Source organism: Clostridium pascui, from assembly GCF_016908015.1.
In the GTDB taxonomy this organism is placed as follows: Bacteria; Bacillota; Clostridia; order Clostridiales; family Clostridiaceae; genus Clostridium_AK; species Clostridium_AK pascui.
The window spans coordinates 196335-221052 of sequence record NZ_JAFBDB010000004.1; the positions used below are offsets into that span (position 1 = coordinate 196335).

Sequence of the window (24718 nt, forward strand, 5' to 3'; positions counted from 1 at the left end):
AGGGGATTATATTTTATTGATATTTCAATATCAATATGTTTAATAGAATTTTACTGCAGTAAAATTTCAACCTCTCCTAGTACCTAGCACCTACCTTATAACTGCTGGTAACTGGTTACTAGCTTACTGTCCAGTCAGCCCTAGTACCTAGCACCTTTACTTTACTGAAATTTTATTTCGCTAAGACTTTCCTTTAATACTGCTGAAGATTCTTTTAAGTTTCCTTTTTCTTCTTCATTTAAGTTTACTTCAAGTATCCTTTTTGCACCAGTATCTCCCACTACTGTAGGCACTCCCATATATACATCTTCAATACCATATTGCCCCTTTAGCAAGGTGGATACTGTAAGTATTGAGTTTTCATCTCTAAGTATTGCTTCCACTATTCTTACAACCGCTAACGCTACTGCATAAGAAGTATATCCTTTTCTATCTAGTATTTCATATGCTGCATTTCTTACTTGATCAAGAATACCCATCTTAAAGTTTCCGTCACAATTTTTGCATATGCATTTGCAATAGTTATCTACATCTATCCCTGCTATGTTAGTCAAACTCCAAGCAGCTATTTCAGAATCACCATGTTCTCCTAATATATAAGAATGAACATTTCTTACATCTACATTGAAATGCTTACTTAAGAGATATCTAAATCTTGAACTATCAAGTACAGTGCCTGAACCAATTACTCTTTCAGGTGGAAATCCTGAAAGCTTATAGGTTACATATGTTAAAATATCCACAGGGTTTGAAACCACAAGTAATATTGAGTTAGGACTATATTTTACTATTTCAGGTACCATTGATTTAAATATTTTATAATTCTTATCTATTAAATCAAGTCTTGTTTCTCCTGGCTTTGGTCCTGCTCCTGCTGTTATAATTACAATATCTGAGTCCTTTGTATCCTTATAGTCTCCTGCAAGTATATCCACAGGTTTTACAAAGGGAATTCCGTGAGCTAAGTCCATAACTTCCCCTACGGCCTTTTCTTTATTTATATCAACAATTACTATTTCTGAAGCTAATCCTTCCATCATCAATGCATATGCAGTAGTAGAACCAACGAAACCTGCACCTATTATAGAAACTTTTATAGTATTTTTTTTCATAATATTCACCTCTAGTTTATATTTTCTCTCTAAATTAGGTATATTATAACATGTTAATAATTATTATCCAGTAACATTTGTTACATTTTATAATTTTCTTCCCTGTGAAATGAATAAATATAAACTTCTTTAACTTTCTTTTCTGTTATTTTTTCCAAAGCTCTTTTATAATATTTTAACTGAAGGGAATATTTTTTCTTAAATTCTTCTACTTCTTCTACATAATCCGTCTTATAATCCAAAAGTACTAATTCATCTTCTTCCTCAAAGAATGCATCTATCACTCCTTGTATAAGTATCTTCTCATCCTTATATATATCAGAAGGAAGTTCTTTATAAAGCTCACTGCTTGGTATTTCTATATAAAAAGGAAGTTCTCTTTTTACTTTAGTAGACTTCTTCATTCTCTGTCCTAAATCACTTTTTAAAAATTCAAGTATTTTATAAATATTTATGGATTCTGCCTGCTCCTCGGTTAAAAACTCCTCCATTAACATTAAATTTATTTGCCTTCTTATATCTTCTATACCTTCAGTATTAGCTATATCTAGATGTTGCATTACAAGGTGCATAAAAGTTCCTTTTTCTGCTCCTGTAAATTTTTTTATCTTTTCTAGAAATAGTGGCTTTTTAAGTATAACTGATTTAAACATATCCTGAGAATTTTCCTCATCTAAAGGCGAAAATCTTCTTTTAATTTCTGATACTGAAAATTTTGCAGGTATAATGGAAGCCTCTTTATAAGGATACAAAAACTGGAGTCTTCGTTCTATTTCAGCTTTGAACTTACTTATTTCTTCAGTTCCTGAAAAAATCTCAAGTTCTTTTAATATGTCTCTTTCTTCTCTTTCTATTATTTCTTCTTTAAAATCTTCCTTGCTCCATATATTTATTTTCCAATGAGAATTATCCGTAAACCAATGACTTGAAGAAATATCAAGTCCTATTCTTTCTAATAAACACCTGCAATCACCATGACGAGTTAATGGTGGCACTATCCAATCCAAATAACTTTTGCCCTCCATTACTGCATAAGTAGGTATTTTTTCTCCTTCATCTTGGGCTTTATCAAACCATTTCACAAGAGTTTTATCTAAGTCCTTAACCATTCCAGTGATGATTAATTTCTCCTTAGCCCTTGTAAATGCAACATATAAAATTCTTAATTCTTCAGAAAGTGTTTCTAAATTAATTTTCTTTTTTATGACTTCCTTCATTATAGTATCATAGGATACTCTTTTTTCTAAATCCACATATTCTGGTCCAAATCCAAGCTGATGATGAAAAAGCATACTTTTTTTAGTATCTTGGAGATTAAATTGCTTACCAGAACCCGCCAGTATTACCACAGGAAATTCCAATCCCTTACTCTTATGAATACTCATAATCCTTACTACATCTTCATTTTCTCCAATTATTTTTGCACTTCCCATATCCCCACTGCTGTAGCGAAGTTTATTCATGAAACTTATAAAATTAAATAATCCTCTGTAACTTGTGCTCTCATATTGCTTTGCTCTTTCAAATAATACTCTTAAATTTGCTTGTCTTTGAATTCCTCCAGGCATTGCTCCGACATAACCATAGTAACCAGTTTCTGTGTATAGGGACCATATAAATTGATCTAAAGGATAATTTACAACTCTATCTCTCCATTTTTCAAGTTTTTTATGAAAATATTCTATCTTTTTAATAAGTTCTTTGTTTAAAGCTCTAATGTTATCTTTTTCCTCTATTGCCTCTATATCATCAACGCTAACTATGTTGTTTATTATTTCATAAAAACTTAATTCCTTATTTATAAGCCTTACGTCTATTATCTCTTCTGCTGAAAAAGAAAATATAGGACTTCTCAAAACTGCTAGTAAAGGAATATCCTGCCTTGGGTTATCTATAACTTGGAGAAGAGCAAGTATTGTTTTTACCTCTGATGTTTCAAAATAACCTGAAGTCGAATCTGCAAACACTGGTATCCCTGTATTATTCATTTCTTCTGTAAATGTTGGAGCATAGCTTTTAGTAGCTCTCATAAGTATTACTATATCTCTATATTGAAGTCTTCTATAACTATTTATATTTTTATCCCATACCATATACGGATTTTCACTTGAGCTCATAAGATTTTTTATTATTTTGCATACCATATTTGCTTCAAGCTTAATATTATCTGGAGCATCCTCTTCTGTTTCTTCTTCTACATCTTCTCCTTCTAGTGTACTTTGATTTTTAGGAGAGTTTTTTTCCATAAGATGAAGTTCTACCGCTCCTGCGTAATTCATATCTTCCTCAGGCTCTGGATAATATGCTCCTGGATTTAAAGCTTCCTCATCAGTATAGTCAAGCTCCCCTAGATTTTCGGACATTATTTGCTTAAATATGAAATTTACTCCATATATGACATTTTCCCTACTTCTAAAGTTTTTAAATAACTTTATCTTTCTATTTTCTCCTTCACCTTCGTTATAGGTATTATACTTTTCTAGAAAAAGCTCTGGTTTTGCTTGTCTAAAACGGTAGATACTTTGTTTTACATCGCCTACCATAAATAAATTTGGCACAGTTAATTTAGACTCTTGTAATTCCATATTAGGCTGCCGTGATACTGAATTTAATATAACCTCTTGAACCAAGTTACTATCTTGGTATTCATCAACTAGTACTTCTTCAAATTTCCTTCTATACTCAACGGCTATAGATGAGGGAATAATCCCATTATTTCCCGTAAATTGTGTAAGTATATAAAGGCAAAAATGTTCTATATCATTAAAATCTATTATATTTTTTTCTATCTTTTTTTCAGCATATCTCATACTAAAGTTTATTACTAATTTTTTCAAAACCTTCATTCTTGGGTACAAACCTTGAAGTTGACTTTTTATATCCTCATGTCCCAGGAAATAACTCTCTCTTATACCCTTTAGCTTGTCTTTTACATCATTTCTTACTTTAACAGCCTTTTCTTTTATTTCTTTTAAATATTCATCTAGCTTTTTACGAGGCAGCATTGAATGTGAATATAAAAATATCTTTTCGGACATACCTCCAAAACTTTCTTCCTTTATAAGATCTTCTACAAAATTTAAATCTTCGTTAATAATTTCTTTGTAAGGATTTAAGGATTTATCTTCTTCTAGCATATTAACTGCCTTTTTTAACCTGTTTTTAAGTCCCTCAAGCTCTATTTTTATATTTTCTACTAAGATATCTGCCCAAGTAGTGTTTTCAAGCTTGAAATCTTCTTCTACATTAAAAACTTCAACTGCCTCTTCAAGCCAGCTTTCAGGCCAAGGCATACTTTGAGAAAAATGATAAAGATTCTCTACCATTTCCATAACCTTTTTATCGTCTCTTCCACCATAAGATTCCACAAGACTTAAAAATTCAGAAGTTACCTTATCTTCTTCGTAACTTTCATCAAATATTTCATCTAATGCTTCCTGTTTTAGTAAAATTGTTTCTGTTTCATCTGCAACTCTAAAGGATGGGTCTATATCTAAAATATGAAAGTTATTTCTTATTACATTTAAACAAAAGGAATGTATTGTAGTTATATTAGCCTTACTTAAAAGCGTTAACTGTCTTTGAAGCACCTTAGAATCTGGATCTTTATCCAGTTCCTTTGTAATGGCCTCCCCTATTCTTTCCTTCATTTCCGCCGCTGCTGCATTTGTAAATGTAACAACTAAAAGTTTATCTATATCCATGGGATTTTCTTTATCCGTTATTTTTTTTATTATTCTTTCTACTAGCACCGCGGTTTTACCAGAACCCGCCGCTGCTGCAACCAAAAGATTACAACCCTTAGTGTATATGGCACTTTCCTGTTCTTTCGTCCACTTAGTTTCCCCCACTTTGTATCCTCCTCGTTTTATAGCTAATATTTAATATTTAAAACTTACCACTTAATGGTTAGTGATTATTGTATTTTGTTATGTTTATATTTTAACACAAAATGGGATATATATAACTTTGTACATATCAATAGTTTTATCCAAATACAATACATTAGTCATTAATTGCAATTTCCATAAAAACATAATTCATACTTTAAGAATGTATATTGACTTAAATCTCTCCCCATGTTAATATGAATACATACCAAGAGAATGTTAACAGAAAGGATGAAATAAAATGGCTCGTAACAAGTATCCAGAAGTAACCGTAAGCAAGATATTGGATGTTGCGTTAAAGCTATTTTTAGAAAAAGGCTATGAGCAAACAACAATTCAAGATATTGTGGATGAATTGGGAGGACTAACAAAAGGTGCTATATATCATCATTTTAAATCCAAAGAAGATATTATTACTGCGTTAGGAAAAAATATCTTTAACAACAATAATCCGTTTGAAAAAGTAAGAAATCACCAAACAATGAATGGATTAGAGAAACTTCGCACAGTATTAAAGCTATCAGTTACAGATACAGAAAAACATATGGTTGATACTGCTACAATTCCATTAGTAAAGAATCCAAGGTTTTTAGCCAATTTGTTAGATAACCAAATCAATATTGTAGCGCCTCTTTTAAAAGAGTTATTTGACGAGGGAATACAAGATGGTTCTATAAAGGCAAAGTATTCAAAGTCTCTATCCGAGATGTTTGTTTTACTGACAAATTTTTGGTTAACACCCTCGATTTTTCCCGCCACACAAGAAGAAATCTTAGAAAAAATAAACATTGTCAGAACCGTTTTTGACGGAATTGGTATACCGGTTTTTGATGACGAGTTATTGTCGCTCTGCAAAACAGCAGCAGTAGACTTCATAAAATAAAATTGCCTTATAAGTGGCAATTTTATTTTTAAACATATACATACCTTTGGAATGTATTTAAATTGCATCAAAATAAGATTCAATGTATAAAAGGAGGTATTTTGTATGAATTGTGCAAATGCAGTTCTTGTAAAAAACTTAGTAAAAACATTTAATCACCAAGAAGTAATTAAAAATTGTTCTATGACTATTCCCTATGGAAAAATTTACGGATTATTAGGGGCTAATGGAGCAGGTAAAACAACTTTAATGAAAGTCTTGATTGGATTATTAAAGCCTACTGCTGGAGAAATACAAGTATTAGGAGTTGATATATCTAGTGAGAACAAAGAATACTTATCGAAAATAGGTAGTCTTATTGAGACTCCCGTATTCTATTCTAATTTAACTGTAGAAGAAAATTTATCTGTGCATTGCAGTTATTTAAATAAAAATTATAAAGAAAAGATTTCTGAAACCTTGGATTTAGTTGGCGTCCCTGGCATTGAAAAAAGAAACATCAAAGAACTTTCATTAGGCATGAAGCAGCGTTTGGCAATCGGCAGGTCATTATTATGTGAACCAGAATTACTGATATTAGATGAACCAATCAATGGGGTTGATCCTAAGGGGATCATTGAAATCAGAAACCTTTTGTTTAAACTAAATCAAGAAAGGAATATCACGATTTTGATTAGTAGTCATATCATAAACGAAATTGAAAAAATCGCAGATGTGGTTGGAATTATGCAAGAAGGACAATTTATTGCTGAAATATCAAAAGAAGAATTCCAGCACACGGACTTTAACTTAGAAAACTACTTTGTTGAAGTTTTGCTGAAAAATAGTTTTGAAAGGAGACCTAAAAAATGAATTATAAACAACTGATACAAATCGAAATTAAAAAAATAGGGCCAAGAAATTTCTTTAAGCGAGTACTGCTTGCAAACTTTGGAATTGTACTCGTGGTACTTATGACGACACTTACTGTTTCCTTTTCAGATGGGCAAATGATACCTCAAATCATGACAGTTTCTGTTATTGATACTTTAGTAAAATCAGTCTTTACAGTATGGCAATCTGTACTTATTGCAATTTTGATTGTAGAAGAATTTAGAAGTAAAACGGTGCTTGTTTTATTTAGCTATCCTATAAAGCGCCAAATGATTCTATTAAGTAAATTGCTTTTGATTTTTGCACTTATCTCGAGTGCTATGATTTTTTCTCAAATACTGCAAAATGGTTTGTTTTGGTGGTTAAGCCAACTGATTCCATTTATCAAATACCAAATTTCTGCTTTAGAGATTTTACAAATTAGCATGACTACAATTACTGCCATCGCAATGGGAATGGCACCTTTGTATATTGGAATGTTAAATAAATCAACGGTTGCTACCGTAGTTAGTTCTATTGCAATTGTAAGCATAACTGTAAGCTCTGGTTTAAGTGATGGGACGAGAATGATTAACATATTACCGATTTCAATTCTACTTGGTCTTTCGGGTATTTTAACTGCGTATATATCAATTAAAAAGATATTAAAAGAAGATATCGTACTTTAGGAGGAACTAATATGAAAAACATTATAAATCAAATAAATAATATTCTACCTCAGGTTATATTTGTAGGCACAATTATGAGCATTTTCTTAAGTATCATATTAATTGTATTAGGCTTTTATTTTAAGAAGAAAGAAAAATCATGGTGGATTTTCTTGGTATTCCTTGGAGCAGTCACAATTATATCAAAAATAATACAATTACTATAATGCCAAAGGATTGCTATAATGAGCCAAAATTTATTTACAAAGAATTTTATTCTCTTAGTTTTAGGACAAAACTCATCATTATTTGGAAATTATATCTTGAAGTTTGCTTTATCAATGTTTATCTTGGAGCTTACAGGTTCCGCAACAATTTTTGCTTCGATTTTGGCAATTGCGATGATACCAACAATTTTACTCTCCCCATTTGGTGGGATTCTTGCTGACCGGGCAAATCGTAGAAATATTATGATTGCCCTGGACTTCATTTCGGGGGCAATCATACTTGTTGCAGCGTTTTTCTTCTCTGAACAAAATTCCATTCTAACGACTACATTTATACTGATTGCCCTTTCTATTCTTGGAGCATTTGAATCACCTACCGTTCAAGCCTGCGTTCCTCAGATACACACGGGCGATAATATCATCCGGGCCAACGCTGTTGTGAATCAAATTGCGGCTATTGCAAATTTGATTTCTCCAATCCTTAGCAGCATCCTGTATCCCCTGTTCGGATTGAAGCCTATCATGTTTGTGAGTATTGTAAGTTTCTTTCTCACTGCATTATTTGAATGCTTTATTAGTTTGAACTTTACCAGAAGAAACAATAAAGAAAGTATTCTACATATCATAAAATACGACTTTCTTGTTAGTATGCAGTTTATTTTCAACTTATTAAAAAATCCAATGCTACTTGTGCATAGTTCTAAACTCCAAGTGGAAAAGTATCTTCATCTACATAAAATGAATATAAAACAGGTATAGATATACTTTTTACAGAGGAGTATCCCTATACCTATCTTTCCTACATGACAAATCATAAGTCTATCCTATATAATAGTAACATACTAAAAATTTGTGGGAGAAGGTTAGGAATTAACATGAGAAGAATAAATGAAATTTTTAGTGATTATGAATCAGGGGGTAACATAAATACTGCACTTGTAGAAGCAGTAGTCCTAAAGAAAAATACTAAAACCTTAGAGATGAAAATCAGCTCAGATAAATATATTGAGATAAGAGAATTTGAATTCCTAAATAAGTTTATAAGAGAAAGATTTACATTGAACGATTCTAAAATCACTGTAACATATGTTGATGGAACAGAAAAAAAGCCTATAAAAGATGAATTGGAAAGTATCGTACTTTCACTGGCAGATAAATACCCTGCATTAAAGGCAGTGATAAATAATAGTGACTATGAAGTGGATAATGATACAATAAACTTTAATTTTAAAATTGCAGTGTCAGGCTTTCTAAAATCCATGGATTATGATAAAAAAATCCATAATGCCATCAAAAACCTATATGGCACAGCATATAAAATAAATTTTATCGATAAAGTAAGCAGCGAAGATTTGATAAGGGAGCAAGAGGATATACGTGAAAAGGAAATGCTGTTTATTCAAAAGCAAGTTGAGGCAACTTTAAATAATGTTATCCCTAACTTACCTAAGGAATCTTCAGAAAAAAAACAAGAATTAAAATCCGAAACTGATGTAAAAAAAGGTGATCCTTTCTTGATACTAGGCAGAAGCTCTAAAATTAAGGATACTATAATAAAAATTACTGATATTACACCAGATGAGGGAAAGATAGCTATACAGGGGGAAATATCCAATATAGAAGCAAAGGAATTAAAAAGTGGAAAAACATTAATTTCTTTTGACTTATATGATGGCTCAAGCTCTATGACTTGTAAATCCTTTATTAAGCCTGGTGAAGACGGTGAGATATTATCTAGACTTAAAAAGGCTAAAGGAGTTAGGCTTTCTGGAAATGCGGGCTATAGTAAGTTTTCCGGAGAAGTTGAACTTATTGCCAATACTATAATAGAAATAGAAGGTATGAGAAAAGTTAAGAGACAGGATAGATCGCAGGTAAAAAGAGTAGAACTGCATATGCATACACAAATGAGTCAGATGGATGCTATGAGCAGCGCTACTGATTTGATTAAAAGAGCCATGAGCTGGGGCATGAAATCTATTGCTATAACCGATCATGGAGTTGTTCAATCCTTTCCTGAGGCCCATAAGCTTTTGGGAAGAGATAATCCTGATATGAAGGTCATATATGGAGTAGAGGCCTATTTAGCACCGGATAAAAAACCTTCTGTAACAAATCTTAAGGGCCAGAGCATTGATACCACCTATTGTGTACTGGATTTGGAAACCACAGGCTTTTCACCAGTAACAGAAAAAATTACTGAGATAGGAATTATGAAACTTAAAGACGGAAAGGTAATAGAGGAATTTAGCTGCTTTGTAAATCCCGAAAAACCTATTCCTGCAAGGGTTATTGAAGTTACCAATATAACCGATGATATGGTAAAAGATGCAGAAACCATAGAAAATGTGCTCCCTAAAATGTTACAGTTTATACAGGGAAGCGTTTTGGTTGCCCATAATGCTGAATTCGATGTAGGCTTCTTAAAGCATAACGCTAAAGTCTTAGGGTATGACTTCGATTTTACATACTTGGATACCTTATCCTTAGCAAAAGAGCTCTTTCCTGATTTTAAAACCTATAAATTAGGAAGAATCGCTAAGAATCTTGGCATAAAGGTTGAGGTTGCTCATAGAGCCTTAGATGACGTGGCTACCACCGTTAAGGTCTTTAATATAATGCTTGAAAAGCTAAAGAAGAGAGGCGCAGAAACTCTTCAGGATATAGATATATACGGCTCCGATGAAGAAGCTAAGAGGGAGGAATATAAAAAGCTTAAAACCTATCATGCAATAATACTAGCAAAGGATTATGTAGGATTAAAGAATTTATATAAGCTGGTATCCTATTCCCATTTGGATTATTTTTATAAGAAACCTCGTATATTAAAAAGCCTTTATAAAAAATACTCTGAAGGTTTAATCCTTGGTAGTGCCTGTAGTGAAGGAGAACTTTACCAGTCGATTTTGCTTGGAAAATCAGATGAGGAAATTGAAACCATTGCAGAGGAATATGATTATTTAGAAATTCAACCCCTAAGGAATAATGATTATTTAGTAAGAACAGAGCAGGTACCTAATAGAGAATATCTAAAAGAAATCAATCGAAGAATTGTTGCTCTGGGTGAAAAATTAAATAAACCTGTAGTGGCAACAGGAGATGTTCACTTTATGGACCCTGAGGATGAGATATACAGGCGTATATTAGAAGCAGGACAGGGATTTAAAGACGCAGATAATCAGGCTCCTTTATATTTAAAAACAACTGAGGAAATGCTTGAAGAGTTTTCCTATCTAGGAAGCAAAAAGGCCTATGAGGTGGTAGTGGCAAACACCAATACGATATCTGATATGTGTGAACAGATTAGCCCTATTTCGCCACAAAAAGCTACACCACATATAGATGGATGTGAGCAAACCATTAAAGATATTACCTATGGTAAGGCTCATGAACTTTATGGAGACCCTCTTCCTGAAATTATTCAACAAAGGCTCGATAGAGAGCTGGATTCAATTATAAAAAACGGATTCTCCGTAATGTATATAATTGCTCAAAAGCTTGTATGGAAATCAAATGAAGATGGCTATTTGGTAGGTTCTAGAGGATCTGTTGGTTCCTCTGTTGTAGCATATATGACTGGTATAACTGAAGTAAATGCCCTGCCGCCTCATTACAGATGCCCTAGCTGTAAGCATTCGGACTTTACTGACTATGGCTATAAAATCGGTTTTGACTTACCAGATAAGATTTGCCCTGTTTGCGGAGAAGCTTTAGTTAAGGATGGCATAGATATCCCTTTTGAAACCTTCTTAGGTTTCAATGGAGATAAAGAACCGGATATAGACTTAAACTTTTCAGGAGAGTATCAGGGAAAGGCTCACAGATATACAGAGGTTATCTTTGGGAAAGGAACAACCTTTAAAGCAGGAACTATAGGTACCATAGCAGAAAAAACAGCTTTTGGATATGTAAAAAAGTATTTTGATGAAAAAGGTATATCAGTAAATAAGGCAGAAATTCTTAGGATCTCAAGAGGATGTACAGGTATAAAAAGAACCTCAGGACAGCATCCTGGGGGTATAATAGTTGTTCCCAAGGGAAGAGAAATATTTGAATTTTGCCCAGTACAGCATCCTGCAGATGATTCCAGCTCAGATATTATTACAACACATTTTGATTATCACTCCATTGATCAGAATTTATTGAAGCTTGATATACTAGGCCATGATGATCCAACAGTTATAAGAATGCTGCAGGATATTACAGGAGTAGACCCTAAGACGATACCTATGGATGATAAGGAGACCATGTCTATATTCTCATCCACACAAGCTCTGGGAGTAACTCCCCAGCAGATAAATTCTAAGGTAGGAACATTTGGAGTTCCTGAGTTTGGTACTAAATTCGTAAGAGGAATGCTTTTAGATACAATGCCAAAAACCTTTATGGACTTAATATGTATATCAGGACTTTCTCATGGTACTGATGTGTGGCTAGGAAATGCTAAGGATTTAATTGATTCAAAAATAGTTACCAGCATAAGTGAAGCTGTGTGTACCAGAGATGATATCATGGTTTATCTAATCAAAAAAGGTTTACCACCTAACACTGCCTTTAAAATAATGGAGCTAGTTCGTAAAGGAAAGGCATTAAAGGACCCTGAAAAATGGGCTGAATATGAAGCAATGATGAGAGAACATGATGTACCAGAATGGTATATAGATTCCTGCAGGAAAATAAAATATATGTTCCCTAAGGCCCATGCTGCAGCTTATGTTATGATGGCCTTCAGAATAGCTTGGTTTAAAGTTCATATACCCAAGGCCTATTATGCAGCATACTTCAGCATTAGAGCAAAGGCCTTTGATGCAGAATTTATGATATTTGGAAAAGAAAAAGTTAAAGAAAAGATGAAGGAAATTGATATGATGGGTAATCAAGCAGCTCCTAAGGATAAGGATATGTATGATGACTTAGAAATAGTTTTAGAAATGTATGAAAGGGACATTAAATTCCTTCCTATTGATTTATATAAATCCCATGCCTCTAAATTTCTAGTCGAAGAGGATGGTTTAAGACCTCCTATAAACAGCATATCCGGTATGGGAACGGTAGCTGCAGAAGGAATATATAATGCAATCCAAGAAGAACAGCCCATTAGCTCTGTAGAAGATCTAAAGAAACGTGCTAAGATTGGAAATTCTGCTATAGATTCACTCAGAAAATTTGGCTGCTTAATAGGTCTTCCAGAAAGTGATCAGCTTAGCTTTTTTGATGTGATTTAGCCAGTAAAAATCATTACTAATACGAACTAAAAGTTATAAAGATTTATCTATATACACTACCACCATCTTTATTTATAGAAAAAAAGCCTCAAGAATACTTCTTTATTCTTGAGGTTTTTTGTTATTATTTATTTTTATTTAAGAAATCTATTGCCACTTGTGCATAGCTTGCAGCCCCAAGTGGAAGTGCATCTTCATCTACATTGAAGAAATTTGAATGATGGGAATACTTACATCCCTTTTCTTCATTTCTTCCCCCTAGGAACATAAATGCTCCTGGTACCCTTTGTGCGTATTCTGAGAAATCCTCTGATCCCATCGCCTTATCTATAGCAATTATATTTTCCTGTCCTACTACTTTTGCTACAGATTCCCGAGCAAACTTTGTGGATTTTTCTTCATTTATAGTAGGGCTGCACATAAATTCATACTTATATTCATACTGGCAACCATGAGCTTCACAAGTATTTTTAACCATTTTTTCAATCCATTCAGGAAGCATTTTTCTAGAGTATTCAGTAAATGCTCTATTCATCCCTTGTATGGTTGCTTTTCCAGGTACTACGTTAAATCTTTCTCCAGAATGAAAGGTCCCTACATTTATAACTATAGGTTGTCTTGCATCATTTACTTTTGTTGCAATAGTATGAAGTCCTTGAACTACTGCTGTTGCACAAGTTAATGCATCAACCCCTTGCCATGGTGAAGAACCATGTGCGGACTTTCCTATTATAGTTAAATCAAAACAATCTGCTGATGCCATTACAGGTCCCGGCTGGAGGCCTACTTGTCCTGTAGGCACATCTGACCAAATATGCATTCCAAATATCATATCTACTTTAGGATTCTCTAGTACTCCACCTTCTATCATAGCCTTTGCCCCACCCGCTACTTCTTCTGCAGGCTGAAATATAAATTTTACTGTTCCTTGTAGTTCTTCTTTCATTCCTGATAAAATTTTTGCTGCTCCAAGTAATGTTGCAGCATGGCAGTCATGTCCACAAGCGTGCATTAATCCAGGTGTTTCTGAGCTGAATGAAAGCCCAGTTTGCTCATTTACAGATAGTGCATCTATGTCAGCACGTAAAGCTATAACCTTTCCTTCTTTCCCTCCTTTTAATAGCCCTACAACACCTGTTTTTGTTACCCTTAGAGTTTCTATTCCCATTTTCTTTAATTCTTCTTCGATTTTATCTGTAGTTCTAAATTCCTCGAAGGATGCCTCTGGATGCCTGTGAAAATCCCTTCTTAAATTTACCATCCATTCATAATTTTCTTTCGCAAAATCTAAAGTTTTCATATCCAAACCTCCCCGTATATTTAGTGCCCAGTTGCTAGTAATCAGTAACTAGTACCAGCTTGTAATTATTGATTCATTTTCTTGATCTTAGAATCCTTGGCCTAACTCCTAACTTACATCATTTTTACCATAAACCCTGCAAGTACTACAGAAGCTATGGTTACAGTTACAAATCCTGATATAAGCATCTTAGGAAGAACTTCATCTAATATTGCCTTCTTCTCCTCCTCAGTTTTTCCTTCTGCATTTGCAACTTCTTGAGAAATTATAAATGTTCCTGGAAAACCAAATAACGCAGTAATACCTATTGATAAAGACATCTGCCAACTATAGCCCAAAACCTTACCTACGGGTATGCTGGTAATGACAATACCTATAACCCCTAATGTTAAACTTACAACTAAAGGCCATAATAATGTTAATACCATTTGAGGAGTTGCGCTTACTAGATTTGAGAATATTACAACCATAAGTGCACCCATTGCTAATCCAAAAGAATTTGCTTTAGTCATGCTATCAGTTTCCAAAAATCCTAGTTCCTTTAACGCTACTCCGATAATTAAACATACAACATACTTATTTACTACATTTCCTGTAAGTGCAGATATTTTATAGCTTAGCACTGCTGCGAGTCCAAGCTTTGCTAAAAGTATTGAAGATGTTTGAAGTTCTTTTGGAAGAGCTGGTATTAAATATTTTTTTGGTTTATCTATATTTTCTGATGTGGCAGCCATTTCTGTAGCATCCCTCTTATCATTTATATTTAACTTGCCTTCTTTTAATTCCTTTGATAATCTTTTTGCTTCTTTTCTAAGACAAATTGAAGCTATTGGATATCCAAAAAAGCCTTGAACTACTACAAGTAATGTTGCAAAAACCATAATTGTTTCGAGTCCTTTTGCCTTGGCAACCTCACCCATCATAATACCTGCTACAACTCCTCCAGCTATTGGTGGTGCTGCAGCTACAGCGTAATCTTTTCCTAAAATTGGAGTACCTGCAAAATATACAAAAACACCGATTCCTATAATAGCAGCTAGTGCTATTACAACAGTTTTCCACTGTTGTACTAAATCCTTTATACTCATGAGTGTTCCCATATGGGTAATTAGTACTGCTATTAATATACTTCCCATAGCAAGTAAGGATGAATCCTTGAATATAGTTTTGGGAAGCCCCACCCAAAAACCAACCATTAGAATTACTGAAGATACAAACATAGTAGAACAAATAGCCTTTGTCTTTGATGATACAAAGTCACCAACACCAAAGATTAGAAGTAAAACCGAAAATGCAAGAAGTCCATCCATAATTTTTTTCCCCCTTTAATTTATATTAGTATATAAAAAACCTCTATATATCCTTCAGATATATAGAGGCGTATACTAACGCTGTACCACTCTACTTCACCACAAACTAAATGTATTTATGGCCTTTGACAGTTTCTATAAAACTCTTACATTATAACGGATGCTACCGTAAAAACTTACTTAGGTTTCAGTTTTTATGTTCAGGGTTGAGTATTGCCTATATCATTAGCACCAATTCTCAGCAGCCATTGGCTCTCTGTAACTAAATTTATATAGCTTTTTCCCATCATAACTATTTCCATGTATTTACTTTTTACCCAAATGTTATTTGGGATTATTGTTATTTATCTTATCATCTATAAAAAGGGGTGTCAACGGCATTTTTGTAAAAAGTTTGAATGTTTTACAATTACTTTTCTATGAATAATTACTTGCAAAACAAGCACCTTTTTTGAAAACGACTACTGAAATATATTAATTCACTTATACTAAACACTATAAAATTATAAAAACTCAAAGTACTATTTCCTACTACTTATTTTATTAACAGCTACATTATCGCTTCATAATTTTAATACTATGCAAGATAAAATTCTCATATTTTATTCGACTATAATTTCTTATTTTGTATTGTTTTTAATTTATTTAGAAAAATATTATAGTTTAGTATATAATTTCCCTAAATTTGGATAAGATAATATTTGTATGCTATTGTATGTGTAATGAAAAATCACAAACTAAATCTAAATTTACAAGGAAGGAGTTTTCCACTTATGAAAAAAACTATCATAATGGCTGTTACCATCGACGGAAGAGATGAACATGCTCCAAGGGTACAACAAATTTTAACTGAGCATGGCTGTATAATAAAAACACGAATAGGCTTACATGAAACTGAAGAAGATTCTTGTTCTCCAAAGGGACTTATACTTCTTCAAATATTTGCTGAAAAGCCTGATGTAGAAGCACTCGAAAATGAACTAATCTCTGTTGAAGGAGTTCATGTAAACAAAATGGATATTTAAAAAAGCTTGCATTATTGCAAGCTTTTTTATTTTAAATTAATTATTAATCATTTAACATCAAACATTAATTATTCAATAACTCCTCCACCAAGAACCATGTCTCCATCATAAAATACTACGGATTGACCCTTAGTTATAGCTCTTTGTTTTTCCTTAAAAGTAACCTTTATTTTATGTCCACCATCAATTGGCTCTATTAATGCTTTTTGGGGGTGTGCCGAATATCTTATTTTAGCTTCAACTTCCATTGGTGCCTCTAAAATATCCATGGAAATTAAGTTTATATCCTTTGCTACAAGTACTCTTGTAAATATATCTTCTTCATCTCCAAGTACAACCTCATTAGTCTTTGGTCTTATGTCTGTAACATATACAGGTTTACCCAAAGCTATTCCAAGTCCTTTTCTTTGTCCTATTGTATAGTATACAATTCCCTTATGCTTTCCAAGTATATTTCCATTTTTATCTATAAAATTTCCTTCTTTTACTTTTCCAGGATAGTTTCTATTTATATATCCGCCATGATCATTATCATATACAAAACATATTTCCTCACTATCCTTTTTATTGTGTACTCTAAGACCTATTTTTTTTGCTATTTCCCTTATTTGATCCTTTGTATATTCTCCGCAAGGCATAAGGGTTCTGCTTAATTGAAATTGAGTAAGATTATAAAGTGCATAAGTTTGATCTTTTCTTGAGTCATCAGATTTTCTAAGTGTATATCTATAGCCATTTTGACCTATTATTGCATAATGACCTGTAGCTACATAATCTATGCCCATTGCCATTGCTTTTTTTAGAAACAAGTCAAACTTTATGTGCTTATTACATGCTATACATGGGTTTGGAGTTCGACCTACAAGATATTCATCCACAAAATAATCTATTACCTTTTCTTTAAAGTCTTCTTTAAAATTCATTACATGAAAAGGAATATCTAGTGCTTGTGCAACTCTTCTAGCATCTGCTACAGCACTTAGTGAGCAGCATCCTCCATCCCTTTCCTCAAAATTATCATCATCCTGCCATATTTGCATTGTGACTCCAATTACATCATACCCCTGCTCTTTTAAAAGATAAGCTGCAACAGAGCTATCCACTCCTCCGCTCATACCAAGTAAAACTTTCTTCTTCAACTTAATACCTCCTATTAAACTTAATCCTAACACCTAATAGCTTCATGCATTTTTATGAGCTCGATATTAATGACTAATAACCTCTTAACTTTTGTACACAATCCCTAACCACATTAATAACCTTATCTACATGTTCCTTTGTAGTTTTATCTCCTAAACTAAATCTTATAGCTTCCTTGGCTTCTTTATTTGAAAGCCCTATAGCTTTAAGTACATGCGAAGGCTCTACAGCCCCAGCTTGACATGCACTACCTGAGGATACAAAAATACCTTCCCTATCCATCATCATAAGCATTAATTCTGCTTGGGCATCATTAAATGTTATGTTTACACTTCCAGGAAGTCTTTTCTCACCTTTAGCACCATTTAGCTTAGTCCCAGGTATTTGTAAAAGTTCATTTATAAGTATATCTCTCAAATAGATTAATCTTTCTCTATGCTCATTTAGATTATTTAAAGCAATTTCAGAAGCCTTTCCAAATCCAACAATAGAGGCTAAGTTTTCTGTACCTCCTCGTTTTCCTTTTTCCTGCTCTCCTCCATGAATTAAATTATCTATTTTAGTACCTTTTCTTATATATAGTGCACCAATTCCCTTTGGTCCATATATTTTATGAGAAGCAAAGCTTAATAAATCTATATTCATATTTTCTACATCTAAATGTATATTCCCCACTGCCTGCACTGCATCTGTGTGAAAAACTATATTTCTTTCCTTACAAACCTTTCCTATTTCACTTATAGGCTCTATAGTTCCTATTTCATTATTTGCAATCATTATTGAAACTAAAATAGTATCTTTTCTTATGCTATTTTTTAATTCTTGTAGATGTATAAGCCCATATTCATCCACAGGAAGATAAGTTATTTCAAAATCAAACTTCTTTAAATACTCACAGGCATTTAGAACTGCATGATGTTCAATGGAAGAAGTGATTATATGGCGTCCCTTATTCATATTTGCAAAGGCCACTCCTTTTATTGCCCAGTTGTCACTTTCAGTTCCCCCTGAAGTAAAATATATTTCACTACTCTTAGCATTTATTAAATTTGCTAACGCTTCTCTGCTTTCATCTATAATCATTTTTGCCCTATTGGAAAGAGAATATGCAGAAGAAGGATTTGCAAAATATTCTTTTATGTAAGGTTCCATTGCTTCTACTACTTCTGGTTTTACATAAGTAGTAGCGCTATAATCCATATATATTTTATCCAAATTATTCACCTCCGTACAACAATATAGTATAACACAAAGCACTAAGTTCTAGTATAAGGATTTATTAAATTTTACACCTTTTTTGTGAACTATCCAAGACTAGTAAGCAGTAAAAAAGTAACCAGTAACCAGTTATGGATGTTTTGCAAAGCAAAACCACATTTTACTGGCTACTGGTTACTGACTACTGGTTACTAATCAAATATTCCCATAGATAAATATCTTGATCCTGTATCAGGAAGAAGTACAACTATATTTTTATCTTTGTTTTCTTCTCTTTCCGCTATTATCTTTGCTGCATATAGTGCCGCTCCAGAAGATATTCCAACAAGCATTCCTTCTAGATGAGCTGCTTCTTTTGTAGTTTTAAGTGCATCTTCATTTGTAACTCTTACTATTTCATCAATTACTTCTGTGTTTAATATACTTGGAATAAATCCTGCACCTATCCCCTGAATTTTATGAGGGCCTGGTTTTTCCCCTGAAAGTACAGCTGAAGCTTCTGGTTCCACTGCCACTATTTTAACATTTGGATTTTTTTCTTTTAGGTATTCGGAAACTCCAGTTATAGTTCCTCCAGTTCCTACCCCTGCTATAAATATATCTACCTGGCCTTCAGTATCTTCCCATATTTCTTTTGCTGTAGTTAGTTTATGAATTTTAGGATTTGCTTTATTCTCAAACTGCTGAGGTATAAAAGAATTATTATTTTCAGCTGCTATTTCTTCTGCTTTTTTAATTGCACCTTTCATACCTTCTGCTCCAGGTGTTAATACAAGCTCTGCTCCATAAGCCTTTAGTAAATTTCTTCTTTCAACACTCATGGTATCAGGCATAGTTAGTATTAATTTATATCCTTTTACTGTAGCTGCAAAAGCAAGTCCCACGCCAGTATTTCCACTAGTTGGCTCTATAATTATAGAATCCTTATTTAAAAGTCCCTGTTTTTCAGCTTCTTCAAGCATTGCAAATGCAATTCTATCCTTTACACTTCCTGCTGGGTTAAAATATTCTACCTTTGCAATTATATTCCCCTTTAAATTGTATCTTTCCTTAAATTTATCAACTTTTACAAGTGGTGTGTTTCCTATTAATTCTGTTAAATTATTATATACCTTTTTCATATAACATCTCTCCTCTATTATACATATTTGTTTACTATGATTTTATTTAAAATTTTAGTTGGGATATATTTTTACAGAACTCTTAATATTCCTATAAACCGCGCATCCCAACTAAATAATATTTGTTTTATCAATTATCTGTAACTGAAATATAAATTGCACTTTATAAATAATTTCTAATTTTTATATATAATACATAGTTACATCATTATTATATTTCTTATAATCTTCTACAAGTTGTTCTAAAGTTATAGAATCTACAACTTGGTTTATATTTTCTCTTAAATTCCCCCAAACTCTATCTTCTATACATCTTTCTATCTTAGAGTTTTTTTCTTCTTCAGGAACATCTACTTGAAAAAGTTCTCCTTCTAAGGCCCTTAGTATTTCTCCTACTGTAATATCTTTAGGTTCCTTTACTAAAGTATATCCTCCTTGAGAGCCTTTTCTTCCCTTTACCAGTTCTCTTTTTCTTAAGAGAGAAAAAATTTGTTCTAAGTACCCTTCAGATATATTTTGTCTTTCCGATATACTTTTTAACGTAACCACATCATTAAATGAATTTGTAGCTAAATCTAGTATTGCTTTTAATCCATATATTCCTTTTGTAGATATCTTCACTTCAACAACTCCTACTAAACAAATAAGTTTTATATGTTATATTAATTATATTAATTTCCACTTAATTTGTCAACATTATTTTTAAGTTTTTTGACCTCTTCTCCAATTATTTTTATGCCTTTTTCTATATTGTCAAATGAAATCCTGGAAAAACTAAGTCGTAATTCATTATATCCTCCTTTGTTTACATAAAACATATCTCCTGGAGTGAATATTACGCCTCTATTAGAGCAGTTTTTTAAGAGTTCTCTTGAACTTATACCTTTAAGCTTTATATATACATATAAGCCTCCATCCCCTAATATATATTCATGAGGGATGTATTTCTTAATAAGTTCTTTTGTAAAATTATATTTTGATTTATATATATTCCTAGCCTTTTTTAAATATTTTTCAAAGCTTCCATTGTTCATATATTGATACAAAAGTGCTTGATCTAAAAATGAAGTGTGTATATTTCTGCTTCTTTTAACACTTTGAAGTATATCTATAAGTCTTCTATCTCCAAATATCCATCCAATTCTGAGACCTGGAAAAAGTATTTTTGATAGACTTCCTATATAAATTACTCCATTTCCATCGCCGCCTATACTAGCTATAGGTGCAATATGAGATCCTGAATGCTGTAATTCTTCATTAAATCCATCCTCTATTATAGGAACGTTATATTGCCTAAGTATATTATATACATTTTCTCTTTTTTTATAAGACATAACCATACCTGTAGGATTATGATATGATGGTATGAAAAAAGCAAACTTAAACTTATGGGTATTAAGTTCTTCTCTAAGCTTATCTTCGTCAATCCCTTCCTTGTTTACAGCTATTCCGTGAATATCAATTCCTTGAAGTTTCATTATTTTTATAGCTGTATTATGAGTAGGATCTTCACAAAGTATACTGTCTCCCTTGTTAGTTAATGTGCTTAAGATTATATCAAATCCCTCGGTAAAGCCATTAGTTATAAGTATATCATTATCTCTTGTACTAACTCCTTTTTTATTCATATAGTCCATAAGATAGTTTATTAAAGGCTTGTATCCCTGAGCATATCCGTAATTTAAAAGTTTTTCTCCCTCTATCGCCATTCTATCTAAAAAAGCTTTTTTAAATTCTTCTATGTCAAACAAACTTTCATCTGGAGCAATACTTTTAAAAGATATCATACCTTTTTTAAAAACAGCCTCATTTTTCATAACATCTAACTTCTCTGCCCTTTTAGCAAAAGAATTCACAGTTTCTTCCCAGTCTACATTCCAATCGTTAATCGTTATCTTTTTTATTTCACTTACAAAACTTCCCTTACCTTTTATAGTATATATGTATCCTTCAGCCTCTAAAATTTCATATGCTCTTACCACTGTATTTCTACTTATATTTAGGTTTTCGCTTATTTCTCTTGTAGAAGGAAGTTTACTAGAGGATGAAAGCATTCCATCCTCTAACATATTTTTTATATAATTATAAAGCTGTTCATATATAGGCTCTTTTTTATTAAAATTTATATTTCTAAACATATTAGCTCCTTATATACCAACTTAATTATATGAATCCGCTAAAATTGTTTTCCTGATAACTCTATTATTTTATCCAAAAGGCTTTTAAAGCTCATACCTGCTGCCTTAGCACTTTTAGGAAATAAGCTATTTTTAGTCATACCAGATAGAGTGTTTACCTCAAGTACATATACTTCTTCCCCTTTTATCATTATATCGATACGTGCATATACTCTTAAGTTTAAACCTTTCCAGCATTTTTTACAAATATCTTTAACTTTCTTATCAATATGATCAGGTAAATTTACCACAATTTCTTCTGCACCCTCGTCCTCATATTTCGATTTGTAATCGAAAAACTCATCTCTCTTAGGCTTTATAGATAGTATAGGTAATATTTGTCCATCAAGCATACAACAAGTTATCTCTTCGCCCTTTATATATTCTTCAATCATTACTTCTTTATCATGCTTTAGGGCTTCTTTTACAGCTTCTTTTAAGTTTTCTTTATTTTTAACTATAAATATTCCTATACTTGATCCACCACTGTTTGGTTTAACCACTATGGGATATTTCATTTCATCTACTTTCTCATAATTTATATCATCTTCATGTTTTACCATAATCCACTTAGGTGTAGGTATATTTTCTCCTAAAAATATTTTTTTACATATATTTTTATCCATGCACAATGCACTTTCTAGAACTCCACATCCTGAATATGGTACTTTAAGACTTTCAAGAATTGCTTGAATTTTACCATCCTCCCCAAACTTCCCATGGAGAGCAATAAATGCAAACTCTAAAGATTTTGCTCTGTCTATAAGTTCGTATTCTGTATTTATAGGTACAGGAAGCACCTCATACTTTTCTTTATCAAGATTTTCTATTATTTCATTTCCTGTGAGTATTGATATTTCTCTTTCATCAGAAACTCCACCCATTATAACGCCTACATGCATAATTTTTCTCCTCCGAAGAATTAATAACACCATTTGGTAATTATTATCTATATATTTAAACATCCTTACTTATATTATATATAATTTAATTTTTATAGAAAGCTCCACTTAATAAGTATTTTTTATTATTAGTGGTACTACGATAATAAGAAAGAGGATGAAACTTAAAAATGTCCTTGAAATAGGTTCCATTTAGTTCCATCCTCTTTTTTTATCTAGTTCTTGTTTCTTGTTCCCTGTTGTGCAGCATACTTGCTAGCATTCCCATTTTGCATATATCCATTATTTGCATTTCTACTGTCATTACTATTATCTATCATACTCTGATTTTGTGCTTTAATATTTTTGCTTTTTCCCATTTAAATCACTCTCCCTTCACTAAAATTTTCCCCAGGGTAAGAGTAATTTATTCTATGATAAAAGTTACTTAATTTCTAAAATGCTAATAAACTTCTATTTTTATATTATATTGCGAAAACATGTTATTAAGAAAAATCTCATTGTATTTTTTGTCCTTTAAATTCCTTGTATTCATTCCAAAGCTTCATAACAGGAGTTGATAACTTAAGTATATCAATACTGCTATTATTAGTTTCACATAATTTATCAACTAATTTACTTATAACTTTTCTATCTAAATTTTTAATATGAAAATCTAGCTGATCATTTGTTAAGTTTTCTAAAAATTTCCTTAACACAAGAGAGTTATTATAGTTTTCAAATAAAGGTTTAGTAAGTTCTTGATAACATCCCATTTTGCAAATATCATATGCTGCATATACTCCTGTTAAAATTGATGAAAATTGCCCAAATCCAAGACCTGGGGAAATGGTACCAAAACAATTTCCAACGAAATATGTATTATCAAATTTTGGCTTATCGCATATTCCCATCATATATCTTGTAATCTCAAATTTATCAGTTATTTTAAAATTTTGGTCAGAATCCTTGCAAGCTAAACTATAAAATCTGTCCCACATATCATTTATATTTAACTTTATATTGTCAGGATAATCAGGATAAGCAATAGATAAGTTTGCTTCTTTTTCAGAAAAAGGTATCAACCACGCATACCCCTTTGGTATTATATCATAATTAAACCATATATGAGGGTTACTTGTTATAAACTCCCCTTCGACAGTTACTCCTCTTATAGTACAAGTTAGATCACACCTATAATTACCTAAATGAGATGCATATTCTCCATCTCCGGTAGCTAATACTACATAATCGAAATTTTTACATAGTTCTTCATATTCGTAGTTTGAGTTAAAATTAATATTACATTTTATCTGCTTTGCTAATTGATTTTCATAGGAATTCTCATGTCTGCCTCTTATATTTGTATATCCAATTTTCTCTTCAATATTTCCAATCTCATTTTTAGAGTGTATTGATAACTTATTAATTTCATCTATAGGTTTTAAATTTATATTATAGTTCTCTGATATGTAAGATAAATTGTCTTTAATAGGTCTGTCGAGAATACTAAACATAGATTCTGCATTAATAAATCTATCCCCCACTTTATTTCTTTTTTCAAAAATAGTTGGCGTAATTCCTTGCTTCTCTAAAGTTATAGCACAAGAAAGCCCAGCTATTCCAGCTCCCATAATAGCTACTTTCATTTAATCACCTCCTATATAATGTATATCTTAACAATTTTTT

At 32.2% G+C, this 24718-nt stretch carries 19 protein-coding genes and 1 other annotated feature; of the genes, 7 read left to right on the forward strand and 12 right to left on the reverse strand.

Annotated elements, in window-relative coordinates; all coding sequences use genetic code 11:
- Positions 1 to 161: 161 nt before the first annotated feature.
- Together JOC70_RS11595 and addA are read right to left on the reverse strand one after the other, a co-directional pair.
- Positions 162 to 1112 carry an L-lactate dehydrogenase gene (locus JOC70_RS11595; protein WP_204599048.1) on the reverse strand — a complete coding sequence of 317 codons (951 nt, stop codon included), beginning with the start codon at positions 1110 to 1112 and terminating at the stop codon, positions 162 to 164.
- An 80-nt stretch (positions 1113 to 1192) separates the two neighbouring features.
- Positions 1193 to 4963 (reverse strand): helicase-exonuclease AddAB subunit AddA, encoded by a 3771-nt coding sequence (gene addA, locus JOC70_RS11600; protein WP_204599049.1) that lies wholly within the window; start codon positions 4961 to 4963, stop codon positions 1193 to 1195.
- Between the two features lie 280 nt (positions 4964 to 5243).
- Between addA and JOC70_RS11605 the strand changes: the two genes are divergently transcribed.
- The 6 genes from JOC70_RS11605 to polC all read left to right on the forward strand — a co-directional run bounded on the left by JOC70_RS11605 (position 5244) and on the right by polC (position 12857).
- Entirely contained in the window at positions 5244 to 5885 is a 642-nt protein-coding gene (locus JOC70_RS11605; RefSeq protein ID WP_204599050.1) for a TetR/AcrR family transcriptional regulator, read from the forward strand.
- 105 nt (positions 5886 to 5990) lie between these two features.
- On the forward strand, positions 5991 to 6737 hold the full coding sequence (locus tag JOC70_RS11610) for an ABC transporter ATP-binding protein (protein WP_204599051.1): 747 nt from the start codon (positions 5991 to 5993) through the stop codon (positions 6735 to 6737).
- Positions 6734 to 7426, forward strand: a complete 693-nt coding sequence (locus tag JOC70_RS11615; protein ID WP_204599052.1) for an ABC transporter permease — start codon at positions 6734 to 6736, stop codon at positions 7424 to 7426. The genes JOC70_RS11610 and JOC70_RS11615 overlap by 4 nt, the downstream gene beginning before the upstream one ends.
- A gap of 11 nt (positions 7427 to 7437) precedes the next feature.
- The gene (locus JOC70_RS11620) at positions 7438 to 7632 is read left to right on the forward strand and encodes a hypothetical protein (RefSeq protein ID WP_204599053.1); all 195 of its coding nucleotides are present in this window, start codon (positions 7438 to 7440) and stop codon (positions 7630 to 7632) included.
- Between the two features lie 18 nt (positions 7633 to 7650).
- Positions 7651 to 8391: an MFS transporter gene (locus JOC70_RS11625; protein ID WP_204599054.1), complete on the forward strand. Its 741-nt coding sequence runs from the start codon at positions 7651 to 7653 to the stop codon at positions 8389 to 8391.
- Positions 8392 to 8507: 116 nt separating this feature from the next.
- Positions 8508 to 12857 (forward strand): DNA polymerase III subunit alpha, encoded by a 4350-nt coding sequence (gene polC, locus JOC70_RS11630; RefSeq protein ID WP_204599055.1) that lies wholly within the window; start codon positions 8508 to 8510, stop codon positions 12855 to 12857.
- Between the two features lie 124 nt (positions 12858 to 12981).
- On the opposite strand, the gene JOC70_RS11635 is transcribed toward polC, so the two are convergent.
- Entirely contained in the window at positions 12982 to 14157 is a 1176-nt protein-coding gene (locus JOC70_RS11635; RefSeq protein WP_204599056.1) for a M20 metallopeptidase family protein, read from the reverse strand.
- A 113-nt stretch (positions 14158 to 14270) separates the two neighbouring features.
- The gene (locus tag JOC70_RS11640; RefSeq protein WP_204599057.1) at positions 14271 to 15467 is read right to left on the reverse strand and encodes a hypothetical protein; all 1197 of its coding nucleotides are present in this window, start codon (positions 15465 to 15467) and stop codon (positions 14271 to 14273) included.
- Positions 15468 to 15528: 61 nt separating this feature from the next.
- Positions 15529 to 15766 (reverse strand) — a binding site (T-box leader).
- A 474-nt stretch (positions 15767 to 16240) separates the two neighbouring features.
- On the opposite strand from JOC70_RS11640, the gene JOC70_RS11645 reads away from it, so the two are divergent.
- Positions 16241 to 16492 carry a CPF_0552 family protein gene (locus tag JOC70_RS11645; RefSeq protein ID WP_204599058.1) on the forward strand — a complete coding sequence of 84 codons (252 nt, stop codon included), beginning with the start codon at positions 16241 to 16243 and terminating at the stop codon, positions 16490 to 16492.
- A 68-nt stretch (positions 16493 to 16560) separates the two neighbouring features.
- On the opposite strand, the gene mnmA is transcribed toward JOC70_RS11645, so the two are convergent.
- The 8 genes from mnmA to JOC70_RS11685 all read right to left on the reverse strand — a co-directional run bounded on the left by mnmA (position 16561) and on the right by JOC70_RS11685 (position 24678).
- Entirely contained in the window at positions 16561 to 17631 is a 1071-nt protein-coding gene (gene mnmA, locus JOC70_RS11650; RefSeq protein ID WP_204599059.1) for a tRNA 2-thiouridine(34) synthase MnmA, read from the reverse strand.
- Between the two features lie 73 nt (positions 17632 to 17704).
- Positions 17705 to 18847: a cysteine desulfurase NifS gene (gene nifS, locus JOC70_RS11655; RefSeq protein WP_204599060.1), complete on the reverse strand. Its 1143-nt coding sequence runs from the start codon at positions 18845 to 18847 to the stop codon at positions 17705 to 17707.
- Positions 18848 to 19041: 194 nt separating this feature from the next.
- Positions 19042 to 19971, reverse strand: a complete 930-nt coding sequence (gene cysK, locus JOC70_RS11660) for a cysteine synthase A (RefSeq protein WP_204599061.1) — start codon at positions 19969 to 19971, stop codon at positions 19042 to 19044.
- 183 nt (positions 19972 to 20154) lie between these two features.
- Positions 20155 to 20592 (reverse strand): Rrf2 family transcriptional regulator, encoded by a 438-nt coding sequence (locus JOC70_RS11665; protein ID WP_204599062.1) that lies wholly within the window; start codon positions 20590 to 20592, stop codon positions 20155 to 20157.
- Between the two features lie 50 nt (positions 20593 to 20642).
- Positions 20643 to 22109: a MocR-like pyridoxine biosynthesis transcription factor PdxR gene (pdxR, locus tag JOC70_RS11670; protein WP_204599063.1), complete on the reverse strand. Its 1467-nt coding sequence runs from the start codon at positions 22107 to 22109 to the stop codon at positions 20643 to 20645.
- 38 nt (positions 22110 to 22147) lie between these two features.
- Positions 22148 to 23050 carry a D-alanine--D-alanine ligase gene (locus JOC70_RS11675; protein ID WP_204599064.1) on the reverse strand — a complete coding sequence of 301 codons (903 nt, stop codon included), beginning with the start codon at positions 23048 to 23050 and terminating at the stop codon, positions 22148 to 22150.
- 215 nt (positions 23051 to 23265) lie between these two features.
- Positions 23266 to 23409: a hypothetical protein gene (locus tag JOC70_RS11680; RefSeq protein WP_186429202.1), complete on the reverse strand. Its 144-nt coding sequence runs from the start codon at positions 23407 to 23409 to the stop codon at positions 23266 to 23268.
- A 138-nt stretch (positions 23410 to 23547) separates the two neighbouring features.
- A complete protein-coding gene (locus JOC70_RS11685; RefSeq protein WP_204599065.1) occupies positions 23548 to 24678 on the reverse strand; it encodes an NAD(P)/FAD-dependent oxidoreductase in 1131 nt (376 codons plus the stop codon).
- Positions 24679 to 24718 lie beyond the last annotated feature (40 nt).

Bases quoted from the DNA above. Each gene is read 5' to 3' on its own strand.
- JOC70_RS11595 (WP_204599048.1), bottom strand. From the start codon at position 1,112: ATGAAAAAAAATACTATAAAAGTTTCTATAATAGGTGCAGGTTTCGTT.
- JOC70_RS11685 (WP_204599065.1), bottom strand. From the start codon at position 24,678: ATGAAAGTAGCTATTATGGGAGCTGGAATAGCTGGGCTTTCTTGTGCT.
- JOC70_RS11675 (WP_204599064.1), bottom strand. From the start codon at position 23,050: ATGCATGTAGGCGTTATAATGGGTGGAGTTTCTGATGAAAGAGAAATA.
- JOC70_RS11615 (WP_204599052.1), top strand. From the start codon at position 6,734: ATGAATTATAAACAACTGATACAAATCGAAATTAAAAAAATAGGGCCA.
- JOC70_RS11635 (WP_204599056.1), bottom strand. From the start codon at position 14,157: ATGAAAACTTTAGATTTTGCGAAAGAAAATTATGAATGGATGGTAAAT.
- polC (WP_204599055.1), top strand. From the start codon at position 8,508: ATGAGAAGAATAAATGAAATTTTTAGTGATTATGAATCAGGGGGTAAC.
- JOC70_RS11610 (WP_204599051.1), top strand. From the start codon at position 5,991: ATGAATTGTGCAAATGCAGTTCTTGTAAAAAACTTAGTAAAAACATTT.
- JOC70_RS11640 (WP_204599057.1), bottom strand. From the start codon at position 15,467: ATGGATGGACTTCTTGCATTTTCGGTTTTACTTCTAATCTTTGGTGTT.
- JOC70_RS11680 (WP_186429202.1), bottom strand. From the start codon at position 23,409: ATGGGAAAAAGCAAAAATATTAAAGCACAAAATCAGAGTATGATAGAT.
- JOC70_RS11605 (WP_204599050.1), top strand. From the start codon at position 5,244: ATGGCTCGTAACAAGTATCCAGAAGTAACCGTAAGCAAGATATTGGAT.
- JOC70_RS11620 (WP_204599053.1), top strand. From the start codon at position 7,438: ATGAAAAACATTATAAATCAAATAAATAATATTCTACCTCAGGTTATA.
- JOC70_RS11645 (WP_204599058.1), top strand. From the start codon at position 16,241: ATGAAAAAAACTATCATAATGGCTGTTACCATCGACGGAAGAGATGAA.
- pdxR (WP_204599063.1), bottom strand. From the start codon at position 22,109: ATGTTTAGAAATATAAATTTTAATAAAAAAGAGCCTATATATGAACAG.
- cysK (WP_204599061.1), bottom strand. From the start codon at position 19,971: ATGAAAAAGGTATATAATAATTTAACAGAATTAATAGGAAACACACCA.
- JOC70_RS11625 (WP_204599054.1), top strand. From the start codon at position 7,651: ATGAGCCAAAATTTATTTACAAAGAATTTTATTCTCTTAGTTTTAGGA.